Source organism: Nonomuraea sp. NPDC049400, assembly GCF_044466425.1.
In the GTDB taxonomy this organism is placed as follows: Bacteria; Actinomycetota; Actinomycetes; order Streptosporangiales; family Streptosporangiaceae; genus Nonomuraea.
Map to the genome: position 1 here is coordinate 81,039 of NZ_JBITMP010000011.1, position 16,227 is coordinate 97,265.

Genomic DNA, 16,227 nt, shown 5'->3' on the forward strand with positions numbered 1-16,227 from the left:
AGCCAATGTCCACCCTTGAGATCCGCGACCTCCACGTCGCCGTCGAGGACAAGGAAATCCTGCGCGGCGTCAACCTGGCCGTCCACTCGGGCCAGACCCACGCCATCATGGGCCCGAACGGCTCGGGCAAGTCGACGCTCGCCTACGCGATCGCCGGTCACCCCAAGTACACGATCACCGGCGGCCAGGTGCTGCTCGACGGCGTGGACCTGCTGGAGCTGTCGGTCGACGAGCGGGCCCGTGCGGGCCTGTTCCTGGCCATGCAGTACCCGGTCGAGGTCCCCGGCGTCTCGGTCTCCAACTTCCTGCGCTCGGCCGTCACCGCGGTCCGCGGCGAGGCGCCCAAGCTGCGCGAGTTCGCCAAGGACCTCAAGAGCGGCATGGACGCGCTGTCCATCGACGCGGCGTTCGCCCAGCGCAACCTGAACGAGGGCTTCTCCGGCGGTGAGAAGAAGCGCCACGAGATCCTCCAGCTCGAGCTGCTCAAGCCGAAGATCGCCGTGCTCGACGAGACCGACTCCGGCCTCGACGTCGACGCGCTGCGCGTGGTGTCGGAGGGCATCAACCGCTTCCGCGCCTCCGGCGACACCGGCGTGCTGCTGATCACGCACTACACCCGCATCCTGCGCTACGTGAAGCCGGACTTCGTGCACGTCTTCGCGGGCGGCAGGATCGTCGAGGAGGGCGGCCCGGAGCTGGCCGAGAAGCTCGAGGCCGAGGGCTACGAGCAGTACACGAAGGCATCTGCATGACTCAGATCAGCTTTGACGTGGAGAAGATCAGGAAGGACTTCCCGATCTTCTCCCGCGAGCTGCCCGACGGGCGCCCGCTCGTCTATCTCGACTCGGGCAACTCCTCACAGAAGCCCAACCAGGTCATCGAGACCATGCGTGACCACTTCGCGCTGCACTACAGCAACGTCGGACGGGCCATGCACGTGCTCGGCGCCGAATCGACCGACGCCTACGAGAGCGCCCGCGACAGAGTCGCCGCGTTCGTCGGGGCGCCGTCGCGCGACGAGGTGATCTTCACCAAGAACGCCTCCGAGGCGCTCAACCTCGTCGCCTACGCCTTCGGCAACCCGATCAACACCGATCCGCGCTTCACGCTCGGCCCCGGCGACGAGATCGTCATCTCCGAGATGGAGCACCACTCCAACATCGTGCCGTGGCAGCTGCTCGCGCAGCGCACCGGTGCGACGCTGAAGTGGTTCGGCGTCACCGATGAGGGACGGCTCGACTACGACCCGTCCGTGATCACCGAGCGGACGAAGATCGTCTCGATCGCCCACCAGTCCAACGTGCTCGGCACCGTCAACCCGGTCGCCGAGGCGGCCAGGCGGGCCCATGAGGTCGGCGCGCTGATCGCGCTGGACGCGTCCCAGTCCGTGCCGCACCACCCGGTGAACGTCGCCGAGCTGGGCGCCGACTTCGTGGCCTTCACCGGCCACAAGATGGTCGGCCCCTCGGGCATCGGCGTGCTGTGGGGGAAGGCCGAGCTGCTCGACGCCATGCCCCCGTTCCTGGGCGGCGGCGAGATGATCGAGGCGGTCTGGATGGACCACTCGACGTACGCGCCGGTGCCGCACAAGTTCGAGGCAGGCACGCCGCCGATCGTCGAGGCCATCGGGCTGGGCGCGGCCGTCGACTACCTCACCGAGGTCGGCATGGAGGCCATCGAGGCGCACGAGCGCACGCTGACGGCCTACGCGCTCGACGCCCTGCGCGAGGTGCCCACCCTGCGCCTCATCGGGCCCGACTCGCTGGAGGGGCGGGGCGGCACGGTGTCGTTCACGCTGGAGGGCATCCACCCGCACGACGTCGGGCAGATTCTGGACGACCAGTTCGGCGTCGCCGTACGCGTCGGTCACCACTGCGCGCGCCCGCTGCACCTGCGCTTCGGAATACCGGCGACCACGCGGGCGTCGTTCTACCTGTACAACACCACGGGCGAGATCGACGCCCTGGTGCGCGGCCTCCATCACGTTCAGAAGGTGTTCGCATAGCCATGATCGGCGAGTCGATGTACCAGGAGCTGATCCTGGAGCACTACAAGCACCCGCAGGGGCGGGGGCTGCGCGAGCCGTACGACACCGAGGTTCACCACGTGAACCCCACGTGCGGCGATGAGATCACGCTCAGGGTGAAGGTGGGCGACGGCGGCAAGGTCCTCGACGTCTCCTATGACGGACAGGGCTGTTCGATCAGCCAGGCCGCCGCCTCCGTGCTGCACGAGCTGGCCACCGGCTCGACGGTGGCGGAGACGCTCTCCGTGGTCGACGAGTTCACCAGGCTCATGCAGGGCAGGGGACAGGTGGAGGCCGACGAGGAGGTGCTCGGCGACGCGGTCGCGTTCGCGGGCGTCGCCAAGTTCCCGGCACGTGTCAAGTGCGCGTTGCTCTCTTGGATGGCTTATAAGGATGCAGTTGTGAGGAGTGCCCGATGAGCAAGCCTGTGGAGACTCCGACCGGTTTCGACGGCGAGACGACCGTCGAGGAGGTCATGGAGGCGCTCAAGGACGTCGTGGACCCCGAGCTCGGCATCAACGTGGTGGACCTGGGCCTCATCTACGGGCTCAACCTGGACGCGGCCGACGGCGGGCAGCCGGTGGCCACCATCGACATGACGCTGACCAGCGCGGCCTGCCCGCTGACCGACGTCATCGAGGACCAGGCCCACTCGGCGCTCGACGGCATGGTGTCCGACGTGAAGATCAACTGGGTCTGGCTGCCGCCGTGGGGCCCGGACAAGATCACCGACGAGGGGCGCGAGCAGCTCCGTATGCTAGGCTTCAACGTCTGATCTTTGCTGCTGTTACGGCTGGCGTAAACGTCAGCCGTTTCAGCGTGCCATAGAGGGTTTCGGAAGGTCCGGGCCCATCCGGGGAATTTCCGATAACATCCCCGGCGTTGGTAACAGATGTACCTGACGTCTCATTGCGCGTTTCGCGCCGCCTGCGGCCGGCGCCCAGGTGCGTCCCCCTCATGTGTTGTGAGAATTGACCCGCCCCGATGGCGGGCGCCCTGACCCCTGTACGGCGTGTGCCGTACGCCCCGGCTCGTCCTTTCGCAGAAGTGACGCGCCACTTCCATGGAAAGGCACGACTTTCGTGACCATGCTTGACTCTGTCCTGCCCGCGTTCGACGAGACCGCCCCCGGCGCTGCGGACTCCGCTGCTGAGGGCCAGGGCTCGCGCGGCGAGGCCGCTCCCGAGCGAGGCCCGTCCGAGTTCGAGCTGCTCGGCCTGCCCAAGCCGCTCGTCACCGGGCTGGCCAAGCAGGGCATCGACAGCCCGTTCCCCATCCAGAGCGCGACCATCCCCGACGTGCTCGCCGGCAACGACGTGCTCGGCCGCGGCCAGACCGGCTCCGGCAAGACGCTCGCGTTCGGCCTGCCCACCATGGCCCGCCTCGCGGGCGTGAAGCCGGCCCCCGGCCGCCCCCGCGCGATGATCCTGGTGCCCACCCGCGAGCTCGCCCTCCAGGTGCACGACGCACTGGAGCCGCTCGGCCGCGGTCTGGGACTGCGCATGAAGGTCGTCGTGGGCGGCATGTCCATGGGCAAGCAGATCGAGGCGCTGCGGCGCGGCGTCGACATCGTCATCGCCACCCCCGGCCGTCTGGGCGACCTGATCCGGCAGGGCGAGTGCTCGCTCGGCGACGTCGAGGTCAGCGTTCTTGACGAGGCCGACCACATGTGCGACCTCGGCTTCTTCCCCGTCGTCACCGACCTGCTCGCGCAGACCCCGGCCGACGGGCAGCGGCTGCTGTTCTCGGCCACGCTCGACGGCGACGTCGACAAGCTGGTGCAGCGCTTCCTCAAGGACCCGATCACCCACTCCGTGGCGCCCGCGACCTCGCCGGTCGACACCATGGAGCACCACGTGATGCAGGTCACGCGTGACGAGAAGTTCGACGTCGTCGCCGAGATCGCCAACCGCGAGGGCCGTACGATCATCTTCGTCCGCACCCAGCACGGCGTGGACCGGCTGTGCAAGCAGCTGGCCAGGGTCGGCGTCAAGGCGGGCGGCCTGCACGGCGGCAAGCGCCAGAACCAGCGCACCCGCATCCTCGCCGAGTTCCGCGAGGGCGCCGTCAACGTGCTCGTCTGCACCGACGTCGCGGCGCGCGGCATCCACGTCGACAACATCAGCCTGGTGCTGCACGTCGACCCGCCGCAGGACCACAAGAGCTACCTGCACCGGGGCGGCCGCACGGCCCGCGCCGGGGAGAAGGGCACCGTGGTCACGCTGGTGCTGCCCAGCGAGCGCCGCTCCACCGACGCGCTCACCCGGCGCGCCGGGATCCACCCGTTCCGCCTGAAGGCCACGCCCGGTCACCCCCGGGTGGCCGAGGTCACCGGCGCCCGCACGCCGAGCGGCGAGGCCATCCCGGTCTGGGAGCCGGACGTCCGCAAGCCGCTCCGCCCGCGCCGCGACGGCGGTCACGGCGAGCGCCGCGGCGGGCGCCGCCCGCGCCGGGAGTTCGACGGCGAGCGCCGTCCTCGGCGTCACGAGGATGGGGAGCGCGCGTTCGGGCCCGGTGATGACCGTCGTCCGCGTCGTCACGAGGACGGTGACCGGCCGGTCGGCTCCGGCGACGACCGGCGCCCGCGCCGGGAGTTCGACGGTGAGCGCCGTCCTCGGCGTCACGAGGATGGCGACCGGCCGTTCGGCTCCGGCGACGACCGGCGACCCCGGCGGCGCGCCGACGGCGACCGGCCGTTCGGGCGCTCGCAGGAGCCGCGTACCTTCGGGGACGACCGGCGCCGCGACGGGCGTTCGAGCGGCGGTTACCGCTCCGACGACCGGCCGTTCCGCCAGGACGACCGTGGCCAGCGCGGCGGTTTCCGCTCGGACGACCGCGGCGGGCGTTACGCCTCCGACCGTGGCCGCCCGTTCTCTGCCGACCGTGCGTCGGCGGGGGAGCGCGGCTACCGCTCCGACGGCCCGCGTGACGGCTACCGCTCCGGCGGCGGCCGTACGGACGAGCGCGGCAACGGCGGCGGCTACCGCCGCAACTCGGGCCGCCGCTTCGACCGCTGACCCGGTGACCCGCTGACCCGAGGCTCAACCTGACGACGCCCGGCCGCCGCGCCGCTGAGCCCGGCTGATCGTGCACCCGCCCGCCGCCTCCCCGCAGGGGGATGCGGCGGGCGGTGTCGTTTGTCGTAGAGTCTCGCTGGCGGCAGACATGAACCGGTAAACGTCAAGGGACGGCCGATGAAGCGACCCACGATCGACGACATCGCACGCAGGGCCGGCGTCTCGAAAGGGGCGGTGTCGTTCGCGCTGAACGGCCGTCCCGGCGTCTCCAGCGAGACGCGCCGCCGCATCCAGGCCATCGCCGCCGAGCTCGGCTGGCAGCCCAACAGCCTGGCGCGGGCCCTGTTTGACGGCCGGCCGGACGTGCTGGGCCTGGTCGTGGACCGGCCGGCGCGCACGCTGGGGCTGGAGCCGTTCTTCATGCAGCTGATCTCCGGCATCGAGGCCACGCTGTCGGCGGCGTCCGTGGGGCTGCTGCTGCAGATGACCGAGGACCACGAGGCCGAGATCGCGATCTACCGGAAATGGTGGGCGCAGCACCGGGTGGCCGGGGTGTTCGTCGTGGACCTGCGGACCGAGGACGCCAGGATCGACGTGCTGGAGGAGCTGCGGCTGCCCGCCCTGGTCATCGGCGGCCCGGAGCGGACGGGGCGGCTGCCCGCCGTCTGGATCGACGACGGCGGCGCGCTCACCGCGGTGGTCGAGCACCTGGCCGGGCTGGGGCACCGCAGGATCGCCAGGGTCGCGGGGCCTGAGGAGCTCATGCACACCGGCGTCAGGACCGCCGCCATGCGGGAGACGGCCGCCAGGCTGGGTGTGGAGAGCATCACCGTGTACGCCGACTACAGCGGCGAGAGCGGCGAGCGGGCCACGCTCGACCTGCTGCGCAGGCCAGGGCGGCCGACCGCCATCGTCTACGACAACGACGTGATGGCCGTCGCGGGCACCGCAGCCGCCCGCGAGGCGGGGATCTCGGTGCCGGGCGAGCTGTCCGTCGTGGCCTGGGACGACTCCGCCCTGTGCCTGCTGGCCCGGCCGCACCTGACGGCGGTCAGCAGGGACATCGCCGCCTACGGCGCGCAGGCCGCCCGGTCCCTGCTCGACCTGGTCCAGGGCCGCGAGGTGACCGACACCGAACAGGGCAACCCGCGCCTGGTCTCCAGGGGCAGCACCGCCCCGCCCGCTCTTTGACCGAGCAGAAACCTCAGTGATCGGCATTGCAACTAAACGGGTTTAGTGATGCGATGTCAATCTCCGCCGCTCGAGCCCGGAGGGTTGATGACCCCGCTCCGCCCCCTGCATGAAGCCTGGACCGTCCGCTCGGCGGGCGGTGACATCCAGGCCCCGGCCACCGTCCCGGGTTGTGTGCACACCGACCTGCTCGCCGCGGGTCTGATCCCCGACCCTTACCTCGACGACAACGAGGTCCGCCTGGCCTGGATCGGGCGCACCGAATGGTGCTACGAGACGGACTTCACCTGGGACGGCACCGAGCACGAGCGCACCGACCTGGTGTGCGAGGGGCTCGACACCGTGGCCGTCATCGAGCTCAACGGCGTCCGGGTGGGCGAGACCGCCAACATGCATCGCTCCTACCGGTTCGACGTGCGCCACGCGCTGCGGATCGGAAACAACCGGCTGACGGTCACGTTCGGGTCGGCGATGGAGTACGCCGAGCGGCTGAAGGAGGAGCTCGGCGACCGGCCGGGCGCCTACACCCAGCCCTACCAGTTCATCAGGAAGATGGCCTGCAACTTCGGCTGGGACTGGGGGCCGACCCTGGTCACGGCCGGCATCTGGCGGCCGATCGGCCTGCACGAGTGGAGCGGGGCCAGGATCGCCGAGGTGCGGCCGCTCGTCACCCTCGGCGACGGGGCGGCCAGGGTGGACGTCCATGTCGAGGTGGAGAAGGCGGGAGCCGTCGAGGTGACCGCGGCGATCAAGGGCTCCTCGGGGCGCGTCGTGATCCCCGAAGGCCGCAGCGAGGCCGTGATCACGCTGGAGGTGCCCGATCCGGATCTGTGGTGGCCGAGAGGGTACGGCGAGCAGCCGCTCCACGAGCTCGAGGTGACGGCGGGCGAGGACGTGTGGCGCCGGGAGATCGGGCTGCGCGAGGTGAGCCTGCGCACCGAGGGCGGGGCGTTCACGCTGGCCGTCAACGGTGTCGACGTGTTCGTCAGAGGGGTCAACTGGATCCCCGACGACTGCTTCCCCACCAGGGTCGACCGCGACCGCTACGCCGCCAGGCTCACCCAGGCCTGCGAGGCGAACACCAACCTGATCCGGGTCTGGGGCGGCGGCCTGTACGAGAGCGAGCACTTCTACGACCTGTGCGACCGCCTCGGGCTGCTGATCTGGCAGGACTTCCCGTTCGCCTGCGCCGCCTACCCCGAGGAGGAGCCGATCAGGACCGAGGTGGAGGCGGAGGCGCGCGAGCAGGTTGCCAGGCTGAGCCGGCACCCGAGCCTGGTCCTGTGGTGCGGCAACAACGAGAACATCGAGGGCTACGCCGACTGGGGCTGGCAGGAGCCGCTCCAGGGACGCAGCTGGGGTGGGCACTTCTACCTGGAGCTGCTGCCGTCCATCGTGGCCGAGCTGGACCCGACGCGCCCGTACTGGCCGGGCAGCCCTTACTCGGGCTCCATGGACCTGCCGCCCAACGACCCGGGCCACGGCACCATGCACATCTGGGACGTGTGGAACGAGCGCGACTACACCGTCTACCGCGACTACCGGCCCCGCATGGCCGCCGAGTACGGCTTCCAGGCCCCTGCCGCGTACGCCACGATCCGCAGGGCGATCAGCGACGACCCGCTGCTGCCCGACTCCCGCGGCCTGCTGCACCACCAGAAGGCCGTCGACGGCAACCTCAAGCTGGCCGCCGGGCTCAAGCCGCACTTCCCCGTCCCCGAGACCTTCGACGACTGGCACTACCTCACCCAGGTCAACCAGGCACGCGCCATCCAGCTGGGGGTGGAGCACTTCAGGTCGCTCTGGCCGCACTGCGCGGGCAGCGTGGTGTGGCAGCTCAACGACTGCTGGCCGGTCACCTCGTGGTCGGCCGTGGACGGGGACGGCCGGAAGAAGCCGCTGTTCCACGCGCTGCGCCGGGCCTACGCCGACCGGCTGCTGACCGTGCAGCCGCGCGACGGCGGCCTGGCGCTGGTCGCCGTCAACGACACCGGGCGGCCGTGGCGGGCGTCGGCGAAGGCCGTACGGCACGACTTCGACGGCACCCCGCTCGCGGCGCAGGCCCTCGCGCTGGACGTGCCGCCGCGCGCGGCCGTCACTGTGCCGCTGGCCACGTCCGTCGCCGAGCCGGGCGACCCGGCGAGCGAGCTCATCGCCGTCGAGCTCATCGCCGTCGAGGTCACCGCCGTCGAGGTCACCGCCGTCGAGGTCACCGCCGTCGAGGTCACCGAGCACCACGGCGCCCTGAGCGGTGCCGGGCCGGGCGATGCCGCGGAACAGGCAGACGGGCTGCCTGGCGGGGCGGGCGATGCCGGGGGACCGGCGGGCGGGCCGCCGGTGGGCCGGGCGCTGTGGTTCTTCGCACCCGACCGGGACCTGCGCCTGCCCGAGCCGCGCTACGACACCGCGGCCGAGCCGGCCCCTGACGGGCTCCGGCTGACGGTCACCGCCCGCACGCTCCTGCGCGACCTGGCCGTCTTCCCCGACCGGCTCGATCCTGACGCCGAGGTCGACGACCAGCTCGTCACGCTGCTGCCCGGCGAGCGGGTCGAGTTCCTGATCAGTACGGCGGGCCTGGACGAGCGTGCCCTGGTCCGCGCACCTGTGCTTCGTTCTGTGAATGAGGTGGTGACGAGATGAGGCGTTACGGGTTCAACCTGCAGTGGATGTTCTGGAAGGACCCGGGCGTGAAGCCGGCGTCGGCGGACGAGCGGGTGCTGGACGCGATCGCCTCGTGGGGCTTCGACTTCGTCCGCATGCCGTGCGACTACCGGTTCTGGACCGACGGGCTCGACTACGCCAACCCGGATGAGCGGGTGCTCGAGGTGCTCGACACCTACCTCGACGCCTGCCGCGAGCGCGGACTGCACCTCTCGCTCAACCTCCACCGCGCCCCCGGCTACGTGATCACCGGCTGGGAGAGCGAGCACCAGGAGGTGACCTTGAGGATTCGGGCTGCATGATCGGCCGTCACCCGATAGCGTGTCCAATGTGCGAGGCGAAGGGTAATCCGGAGGCTTCGAAGCGTCACGACCGACACAGCGTGACAGTCGCCGCCGGGCGGGCGGAGACGAGAAACGCCTCCCGCGACAGCGGGCGGGACGATGCTTTCAGTCGTTCTGGTGGAGGCCAGGTAAGACCACTCTCCGGAGTGGCACAGGCCGACGAAGCAGGAAGCCGCGGAGGTGCCGCATGTCCATGTGTGGCGCGGGCCGAATCTCTGGGATCCATTACTGAGAGCGCGTCAACAGCCGATGAGCGTCAGCAACAACGACGCCGAGTGGCGGGCAGGGCTCGCGCGACCTGGCCGAGCCCGCCTACCCCTGCGACTACGAGGAACGGCACTGGGACAGGGCCGGGCTGCGTGACTTCTACGTCCCGTGGCGGGCGGTGGCCGCTGAGGGCGTGCCCGTCCATGTGGGCGAGTTCGGCTGCTACGACCACACGCCGAACGGCGTCGCGCTGCGCTGGCTGTCCGACGTGCTCGGCGTGTTCGCCTCGTTCGGCTGGGGCTACGCGTTGTGGGAGTTCCAGGGGCCGTTCGGGGTGATCGGGCACCGGCGGCCCGGGGCGCGCTTCGAGCAGCTCGACGGGTTCCTGGTGGACCGGGACCTCCTGGAGCTGCTCCAAGCGCACCGGGTCAGCCCTTGAGGCCGCTGAGCGCGATGCCGCGGGTGAAGTACTTCTGGAAGATCAGGAAGAAGGCGATCGTCGGAACCGAGGCGATCAGTCCGCCCGCCATGATCGCGCCTTGGTGGTCCGGCCCGCCGAAATAGGAGTTGAGCCTGGCCAGGGCGACGGGGATGTTCGCCATCTCGTCGCTCTGCACGATGATGAGCGGCCAGAGGAAGTTGTTCCACTCCGCGAGCACGATGAAGATCGACATCGCGGCGAGCGCCGGCCGCAGCAGCGGCAGCACGATCTTCCACCAGATCCGCCACTCGCCTGCGCCGTCCACCCTGGCGGCCTGGATCAGCTCGTTCGGTATCGACTGCAGGAACTGCACCAGGAAGAACAGCACGAACGCCTTGGCCAGGGCCGGGATGATGTAGGCGGCGTAGCTGTCCAGCCAGCCCAGGTTCCGCATGATCACGTAGTTGGGGATCAGCGTGGTCTGCCAGGGCACCATCATGGAGGCGATGATCATCAGAAAGATGGTCCGGCGGCCCTTGATGTCGTGCTTGGCGATCACGTACGCGGCCAGCGAGCAGATCAGCAGCGACACGACGGTGATGGCGGTGGTGATGACGATGCTGTTGAGCAGGAACCGCCAGAACCCGAGGTCCACCTGGTAACGCTGGAAGATGCCCTGCAAGTGGCCGGGGTTGATCCCCTTGGGGGTCCAGTCGGGGTCGTAGAAGTTGTCGAACGTGGGGGACTGCGGCACGAACGACGGCGGCGTCCTGGCCAGCTCCTGCGGCGGTTTGAACACCGTGATGACCAGCCAGTAGAACGGCACGATCATCGTCAGCGACAGCAGGTAGAACGGCAGGCGCAGCAGATGCCCGTTGATCCGGGAGCGCCGGCTGCCGCCGGTCTCCGCGCTGTGCCCGGACTGCTGGACCGGGGCGATCGTGTCCATCGGGGCGACGGCCATCACAGCTCCTTCGTGGCGCGGCCCACGCGCAGGTTGACGAGACTGAGCGCGAAGATGATCAGGAAGAGCACCCAGGCGATCGCCGAGGCATAGCCCAGCCTGAAGTGGGTGAATCCCTGGTCGTAGAGGTAGGGGACGATCATGAGGCCCGAGTCGAGCACGCCGCCGATGGTGTTGGCGCCCTGCTGGAAGACGATGTAGACGGCCTCGAACACCTGGAAGGCGCCGATCAGGCCGGTCACCACCACGTACGTGGTGACGGGGCGCAGCAGCGGCAGCGTGATGTGGCGGAACTGCCGCCAGGTGGACGCGCCGTCGATCTTGGCGGCCTCGTAGTACTCCTGGGGGATCGCGCCGAGCCCGGCCACGTACAGCACCATGCCGTAGCCCATGCCGCCCCACACCGACATCAGCACCAGGATCGGGATCGTCAGGCCCGGTGTGGCCAGCCAGGCGACGGCGTCGCCGCCGAACCAGGCCACGATCGTGTTGGCCAGGCCCACGTCGCTGGGGAACAGGACCCACTTCCACATCAGCATGAGCGCGATGGAGGAGGTCACCGAGGGGAGGAAGAACACGGTGCGCATGATCCGGTGCGGCCAGCTGGTGCCGTTGAACGCCAGGGCGAGGCCCAGCGACAGCAGCGTGCCGAGCACGACAGACCCCACCACGTACAGGGCGGTGTTGCCCAGCGCGTGGCGGAACCTGGCGTCCTCCGCCAGCTGCCGGAAGTTGTCCAGACCGGTGAACGCCGCGGGATTGATCCCGTCGAACTTGGTGAAGCTCAGGTAGAGCGAGTTGGCCAGCGGCCAGAGCAGGAACCCCGCGAACAGCGCGAGAAAGGGCAGCAGCATCGCGTACGAGGTGCCGTAGCGGCGCAACCTGCTGCGCAAGGGGATGGGGGCCATGTCAGCTCCTGGGTCAGACTCCTGGATCGGAGGGCCGGGACCGGCGCGGCCGGTCCCGGCGGGCGGCTATCCGGCGTTGCGCTCCATGACCTTGGCGGCTTCCGCCAGCGCGGTCTTGGCGTCTGACTTGCCCAGGATGGCCGACTGGAGCTGCTTGGCCACGTCCGGCGCGCTCTCGTCCCAGCCGGGGCAGCCCGGCGCGGCCTTACCGGTCTTGATCGAGGCCTCGAACACCTTCGCCTGCTCGGGCGCGAACACCGAGCCGTCCACGATCTTGTCAGGACGCGGCGGGATGTAGGAGAGGTTCCGCTTCCTGGCCTCGTCCGCGATCGCGGTGATGGCCTCGTCGCTGTACATGAACTTGACGAAGTCGGCACCGGTCTGGACGTACTTGCTGAAGGAGGTCACGCCGATCGCCCGGCCGCCGATGAACGCGGTCGGCGCGGCGGGGCCCGCGGGGATCGTGGTCATCGCCCACTTGCCCTTCAGCTTCGGCTTGTTGATGTCGATGCCCTTGGCGATCCAGTTGCCCGCCACCACCATTGCGGTGCCGGTGTCCAGCGCGTCGGAGCCCTCCACGGTGGCGGTGGGCGCGCCGTGCTTGCGGTAGAGGTCCACCCAGTACTTCAGCGCCTGCTCGGCCTGCGGGGTGTTGAGCGAGGGCTTGCAGTCGGGGGTGTAGAACGAGCCGCCCGCCTGGTAGAGGTAGTTGAAGTAGCCGATCCAGTCCAGGTTGCCCCAGTCCTGACTGTAGGGCTTCTTCACGCCGGCCGCCTTGAGCTTGTCGATGGCCGCGGTCAGCTCGTCCCAGGTCTTGGGCGGCTCGACCTTGGCCTTCTCCAGCAGGTCGGTGCGGTAGTAGAGGGCGAGGGTCGACATGTCCAGCGGCACGCCGTACACCGAGCCGTCGGGGGAGACGGCCGATTCCCACTGCGCGGGCAGCGCCTGCGCCTTGAGCGCGTCGACGCCGTGCTTGCGCAGATCCACCATGGCGCCCCTGGCGCCGAACTGGATGGTCCAGGTCATGCCGCCGGAGATGATGTCAGGCCCGCTGCGGCTTGTGGCCGCCGCCAGCAGCTTGGCGTACGCATCGCTCCACGACAGGGTCTGCACCTTGATCGTCACGTTCGGGTGCTTCTGGTGATAGAGGTCGGCCGCCTTCTGGAAGGTGGCGGTCTCGTCATCTCCGCCCGTGGACCAGAAGGACAGGGTCGCGGGGGCGTTCTGGTCGGCCTGCTTGGTCTGCGTCTGGCCGCTCGTGGCGCAGGCCGCGCTCAGGACCGTCAGCAGGACCGTGCTGCACGCTGCCATCATTCGTCGCATGGGGGCTATCCGATCTATCGGTCGGATGGGCGCCGGAGCTCCCCGTCGGCGGGGGCGTGCGGATGTGCGAGGGCATCCCCACGACCGGTGCCCAATTTCTATGGTGTAGGGATCTCACCACTTAAACGGATAAGTTACAATAGCCAGTCTCTGAGGTTGCTGAAATGTTTCCCCTCGCAGCGCCGCTGACCTGTGGCTACATCGCCTGTGAAACGGTTCGGTCACGGCCGTGCGGGGGCGGTGCTGCCCCGGGGCAGCAGGCGCGCCGGCGGCCCCTCCAGGCTCCCCGGCTCCCCGCTTCCGATGAGCTGGAGCAGGGTGCGCGCGGCGTGCGCGCCGGAGGCGGGGATGTCCCGGGTCACCGCCGTGAGCGCCGGTCGCACCACCTGGGAGAGCGGCGAGTCGTCCCAGCCCACGATCGACAGCTCGGCGGGGACGTCGAGGCGCATCTCCTGGGCGACCGACAGCCCCGCCACCGCCATGATGTCGTTGTCGTAGACGATCGCGCTGGGCCTGGAGCGGGAGCTGAGCAGCCGCCGGGTCGCCCGGGCGCCCTGCTCGCCCGTGTAGTCGGTGTGCGCGACCGGATGCTCGCTCACGCCCAGCTCGGCGCAGATCTCCGAGAACGCCCCGTCCCTGATCCTGGTGTGGAGCAGCGCCGGCAGCCCGGCCACCCTGGCGATGTGCCGGTGGCCGAGCGCCGCGAGATACTCGATCACCTCGCGCAACACGGCCACCTCGTCCGACCACACCGCGGGCAGCGAGCCCGCGCCCGACGGGTGCCCGGTCACCACCGCCGGCATGCCGAGCCGCTCGACCACCGGCACCCGGGGATCGTCGGCGTGCAGGTCGACCAGGATCGCGCCGTCCACCCTGCCCTCGCCCCACCAGCGCCGGTAGATCGCGATCTCGGCCTCGTGGTCGGGCACCACCTGCAGCATCAGCGCGCACGAGCTGGCCGCCAGCTCGCCCTCGATGCCGCTGATCAGCTCCATGAAGAACGGCTCCACGCCGAGGAAACGGGCGGGGCGGCACAGGACGAGGCCGATGGCGTCGGCTCTGGCGCCGCTGAGCGAGCGCGCGGCCAGATTGGGGCGCCAGCCGATCTCCTGGGCGATCGCCTGGATGCGCGCCCTGGTCTCCGCGGAGACGCCGGGCTGGCCGTTCAGGGCGTAGGAGACGGCACCTTTGGACACGCCGGCCCGCCTGGCGATGTCGGCGATCGTTGGCCTCTTCACCCCGTGCTCCTCTCGCGAACCTGACTGAACCGTATCAGCGATATTGTCCGCCACCCTGGCCTATTCCTCCTCTGGCGGACAAGAGGCCGTCACCAGCGACGACGCGCCAGGCAGCTATGAAGCGGTTCAGTAATGGAGTAGGGGCGGCCATTGCCGCTGAACGGGTTTGGCCTTCTGGGACCGAACGCTCGCCGAGGCCCGTACCACCACGCCGGCGCTGTTCTCGGTCGGGCTGCAGGACGGGATCACGCCGCCGTCCACGGTGTTCGCCGCCTACAACCACTACGCCGGCGAGAAGGACGTCAAGCTCTGCCCGGATGCGGGCCAGCGCCTTTGACTGTAACTTATTGCACTCTCTCGGCCACTGTGGGTACGGTTCGAGTGATCGAACCGGAAGGCGATAGCCAAGCCCATCGGGAGATCGTGTCCTTGTCGGTACAACTAGGCCGCCGGAACGGCGGTGACAGCGCGTGGAGACTCGGGGTTGCCCGGGTCGGTGAAGCGCGAACCCCCGCACCTGAGGGTGACGGGAAGAATCTCCACCATTGATTCATGGTGGAGAGGAGTTCAACCCTACAACGGCCACGAGGGCGGCGAGTCTGTGCACGCCATGGAGCGGATCGCGAGGGCTAAGAAAGCGCTCGGATGAGAGGGGGCGACGCCGTCTCGCATGGCGGACGGAAGGCGGCGTCACCCCGTCGCGCAGACTAGGCTTATCAAGCACGTCAGCCGAACGACGAGAGAGACCATGAAGACCTTCGAAGAGCTGTTCGCCGAGCTGTCAGAGAAGGCCAGGACCCGGCCCGCGGGCTCGGGCACCGTGGCCGCGCTCGACGCCGGTGTCCATGCCATCGGCAAGAAGGTCGTCGAGGAGGCCGCCGAGAGCTGGATGGCCGCCGAGCACGAGTCGGACGACAGGGCAGCCGAGGAGATCTCGCAGCTCCTCTACCACGTGCAGGTGCTCATGATCGCCAAGGGCATCGGCCTCGACCAGGTCTACAAGCATCTCTAGGGCGCCCGGCGCCCGCCACCAAGCCCCTGGAGAAGCACCAGCGAGACAATTCGAGGACCTGAACATGCTGCGTCTGGCAGTACCCAACAAGGGCGCGCTCAGCGAAGCCGCCCAAAACATGCTCAAAGAGGCCGGCTACCGGTCGCGCAGGGACAGCAAGGAGCTCGTCGTCGTCGACGAGGCCAACGGCTGCGAGCTGTTCTTCCTGCGCCCCCGCGACATCGCCGTCTACGTCGGCGAAGGCACGCTCGACGTCGGCATCACCGGCAGGGACATGCTGGTCGACTCCGGCGCCCCGGTCGAGGAGATCATGCCGCTCGGCTTCGGCGGCTCCACCTTCCGCCTGGCCGCCATGGCGGGCACGATGAGCTCGGTCGAAGACCTCAACGGCCGCCGCATCGCCACCTCCTACGCGGGCCTGCTCGACAAATACCTCTCCGACGCGGGCGTCGACGCCCGTGTGATCAAGCTGGACGGCGCCGTCGAGACCGCCATCCGGCTCGGCGTGGCCGACGCGGTGGCCGACGTCGTGGAGACCGGCACGACGCTGCGCAACGTCGGTCTCGAGGTGTTCGGCGAGCCGATCATGCGCTCCGAGGCCGTGCTGATCAAGCAGCAGAGCTCGCCCGACACACCCGGCGTCGAGCAGCTCGTCCGCCGCTTCCAGGGAGTCGTGCACGCCCGCGACTTCGTCATGATGGACTACGACATCCGCGCCGAGCGCATCGAGGAGGCCATCGCGCTCACGCCCGGCATGGAGGGCCCCACGGTCTCGCCGCTGCACCGCGAGGGCTGGGTCGCCGTGCGCGCCATGGTCCGCCGCCACGGCCACCAGCGGGTGATGGACCAGCTGTGGGACATCGGCGCACGGGCCATCCTGGTCACCGACATCTACGCCTGCCGCCTCTGATCCTG

Annotated in this window: 16 protein-coding genes; 12 read left to right on the forward strand and 4 right to left on the reverse strand. The window is 69.6% G+C overall.

Annotation, left to right across the window (positions count from 1 at the left end; all coding sequences use genetic code 11):
- Window positions 1–5: 5 nt before the first annotated feature.
- From sufC to ACIBVN_RS19105, 9 genes are all read left to right on the forward strand, one after another.
- Window positions 6–752, forward strand: coding sequence for a Fe-S cluster assembly ATPase SufC (gene sufC / locus ACIBVN_RS19065; protein WP_397137990.1), 747 nt, complete (start codon window positions 6–8; stop codon window positions 750–752).
- A complete protein-coding gene (locus tag ACIBVN_RS19070) occupies window positions 749–2,005 on the forward strand; it encodes a cysteine desulfurase (protein ID WP_397137992.1) in 1,257 nt (418 codons plus the stop codon). Before sufC ends, ACIBVN_RS19070 begins: the two co-directional genes overlap by 4 nt.
- A 2-nt stretch (window positions 2,006–2,007) precedes the next feature.
- Entirely contained in the window at window positions 2,008–2,445 is a 438-nt protein-coding gene (sufU, locus tag ACIBVN_RS19075) for a Fe-S cluster assembly sulfur transfer protein SufU (RefSeq protein WP_349448924.1), read from the forward strand.
- Window positions 2,442–2,801, forward strand: a complete 360-nt coding sequence (locus tag ACIBVN_RS19080; protein ID WP_397137994.1) for a metal-sulfur cluster assembly factor — start codon at window positions 2,442–2,444, stop codon at window positions 2,799–2,801. The genes sufU and ACIBVN_RS19080 overlap by 4 nt, the downstream gene beginning before the upstream one ends.
- Before the next feature lie 313 nt (window positions 2,802–3,114).
- The gene (locus tag ACIBVN_RS19085) at window positions 3,115–5,043 is read left to right on the forward strand and encodes a DEAD/DEAH box helicase (protein ID WP_397137996.1); all 1,929 of its coding nucleotides are present in this window, start codon (window positions 3,115–3,117) and stop codon (window positions 5,041–5,043) included.
- Between the two features lie 177 nt (window positions 5,044–5,220).
- On the forward strand, window positions 5,221–6,234 hold the full coding sequence (locus tag ACIBVN_RS19090; protein ID WP_397137998.1) for a LacI family DNA-binding transcriptional regulator: 1,014 nt from the start codon (window positions 5,221–5,223) through the stop codon (window positions 6,232–6,234).
- A gap of 87 nt (window positions 6,235–6,321) precedes the next feature.
- Window positions 6,322–8,874 carry a glycoside hydrolase family 2 protein gene (locus ACIBVN_RS19095; RefSeq protein ID WP_397138000.1) on the forward strand — a complete coding sequence of 851 codons (2,553 nt, stop codon included), beginning with the start codon at window positions 6,322–6,324 and terminating at the stop codon, window positions 8,872–8,874.
- Complete coding sequence (locus tag ACIBVN_RS19100) at window positions 8,871–9,197, forward strand: cellulase family glycosylhydrolase (protein WP_397138001.1); 327 nt, start codon at window positions 8,871–8,873, stop codon at window positions 9,195–9,197. The genes ACIBVN_RS19095 and ACIBVN_RS19100 overlap by 4 nt, the downstream gene beginning before the upstream one ends.
- A 427-nt stretch (window positions 9,198–9,624) precedes the next feature.
- Window positions 9,625–9,885, forward strand: a complete 261-nt coding sequence (locus ACIBVN_RS19105) for a hypothetical protein (protein ID WP_397138003.1) — start codon at window positions 9,625–9,627, stop codon at window positions 9,883–9,885.
- Here ACIBVN_RS19105 and ACIBVN_RS19110 read toward each other — a convergent pair.
- The 4 genes from ACIBVN_RS19110 to ACIBVN_RS19125 form a co-directional block, all read right to left on the reverse strand.
- Window positions 9,875–10,831, reverse strand: coding sequence for a carbohydrate ABC transporter permease (locus ACIBVN_RS19110; RefSeq protein ID WP_397138005.1), 957 nt, complete (start codon window positions 10,829–10,831; stop codon window positions 9,875–9,877). The genes ACIBVN_RS19105 and ACIBVN_RS19110 overlap by 11 nt on opposite strands.
- Window positions 10,831–11,739 (reverse strand): carbohydrate ABC transporter permease, encoded by a 909-nt coding sequence (locus tag ACIBVN_RS19115; protein ID WP_397138007.1) that lies wholly within the window; start codon window positions 11,737–11,739, stop codon window positions 10,831–10,833. The genes ACIBVN_RS19110 and ACIBVN_RS19115 overlap by 1 nt, the downstream gene beginning before the upstream one ends.
- Before the next feature lie 66 nt (window positions 11,740–11,805).
- Window positions 11,806–13,062 (reverse strand): extracellular solute-binding protein, encoded by a 1,257-nt coding sequence (locus tag ACIBVN_RS19120; protein ID WP_397138009.1) that lies wholly within the window; start codon window positions 13,060–13,062, stop codon window positions 11,806–11,808.
- Between the two features lie 221 nt (window positions 13,063–13,283).
- Window positions 13,284–14,300 carry a LacI family DNA-binding transcriptional regulator gene (locus ACIBVN_RS19125; RefSeq protein WP_397138010.1) on the reverse strand — a complete coding sequence of 339 codons (1,017 nt, stop codon included), beginning with the start codon at window positions 14,298–14,300 and terminating at the stop codon, window positions 13,284–13,286.
- Between the two features lie 166 nt (window positions 14,301–14,466).
- On the opposite strand from ACIBVN_RS19125, the gene ACIBVN_RS19130 reads away from it, so the two are divergent.
- The 3 genes from ACIBVN_RS19130 to hisG all read left to right on the forward strand — a co-directional run bounded on the left by ACIBVN_RS19130 (window position 14,467) and on the right by hisG (window position 16,222).
- Window positions 14,467–14,637, forward strand: a complete 171-nt coding sequence (locus ACIBVN_RS19130; protein ID WP_397138012.1) for an acetylxylan esterase — start codon at window positions 14,467–14,469, stop codon at window positions 14,635–14,637.
- Between the two features lie 411 nt (window positions 14,638–15,048).
- Entirely contained in the window at window positions 15,049–15,312 is a 264-nt protein-coding gene (locus ACIBVN_RS19135; protein ID WP_020547470.1) for a phosphoribosyl-ATP diphosphatase, read from the forward strand.
- Between the two features lie 64 nt (window positions 15,313–15,376).
- Window positions 15,377–16,222, forward strand: coding sequence for an ATP phosphoribosyltransferase (gene hisG / locus ACIBVN_RS19140; protein WP_349448914.1), 846 nt, complete (start codon window positions 15,377–15,379; stop codon window positions 16,220–16,222).
- Window positions 16,223–16,227 lie beyond the last annotated feature (5 nt).

Excerpts from the sequence above, each read along its gene's own strand:
- sufC (WP_397137990.1), top strand. The coding sequence starts at position 6 with ATGTCCACCCTTGAGATCCGCGACCTCCACGTCGCCGTCGAGGACAAG.
- ACIBVN_RS19070 (WP_397137992.1), top strand. The coding sequence starts at position 749 with ATGACTCAGATCAGCTTTGACGTGGAGAAGATCAGGAAGGACTTCCCG.
- sufU (WP_349448924.1), top strand. The coding sequence starts at position 2,008 with ATGATCGGCGAGTCGATGTACCAGGAGCTGATCCTGGAGCACTACAAG.
- ACIBVN_RS19080 (WP_397137994.1), top strand. The coding sequence starts at position 2,442 with ATGAGCAAGCCTGTGGAGACTCCGACCGGTTTCGACGGCGAGACGACC.
- ACIBVN_RS19085 (WP_397137996.1), top strand. The coding sequence starts at position 3,115 with ATGCTTGACTCTGTCCTGCCCGCGTTCGACGAGACCGCCCCCGGCGCT.
- ACIBVN_RS19090 (WP_397137998.1), top strand. The coding sequence starts at position 5,221 with ATGAAGCGACCCACGATCGACGACATCGCACGCAGGGCCGGCGTCTCG.
- ACIBVN_RS19095 (WP_397138000.1), top strand. The coding sequence starts at position 6,322 with ATGACCCCGCTCCGCCCCCTGCATGAAGCCTGGACCGTCCGCTCGGCG.
- ACIBVN_RS19100 (WP_397138001.1), top strand. The coding sequence starts at position 8,871 with ATGAGGCGTTACGGGTTCAACCTGCAGTGGATGTTCTGGAAGGACCCG.
- ACIBVN_RS19110 (WP_397138005.1), bottom strand. The coding sequence starts at position 10,831 with ATGGCCGTCGCCCCGATGGACACGATCGCCCCGGTCCAGCAGTCCGGG.
- ACIBVN_RS19115 (WP_397138007.1), bottom strand. The coding sequence starts at position 11,739 with ATGGCCCCCATCCCCTTGCGCAGCAGGTTGCGCCGCTACGGCACCTCG.
- ACIBVN_RS19120 (WP_397138009.1), bottom strand. The coding sequence starts at position 13,062 with ATGCGACGAATGATGGCAGCGTGCAGCACGGTCCTGCTGACGGTCCTG.
- ACIBVN_RS19135 (WP_020547470.1), top strand. The coding sequence starts at position 15,049 with ATGAAGACCTTCGAAGAGCTGTTCGCCGAGCTGTCAGAGAAGGCCAGG.
- hisG (WP_349448914.1), top strand. The coding sequence starts at position 15,377 with ATGCTGCGTCTGGCAGTACCCAACAAGGGCGCGCTCAGCGAAGCCGCC.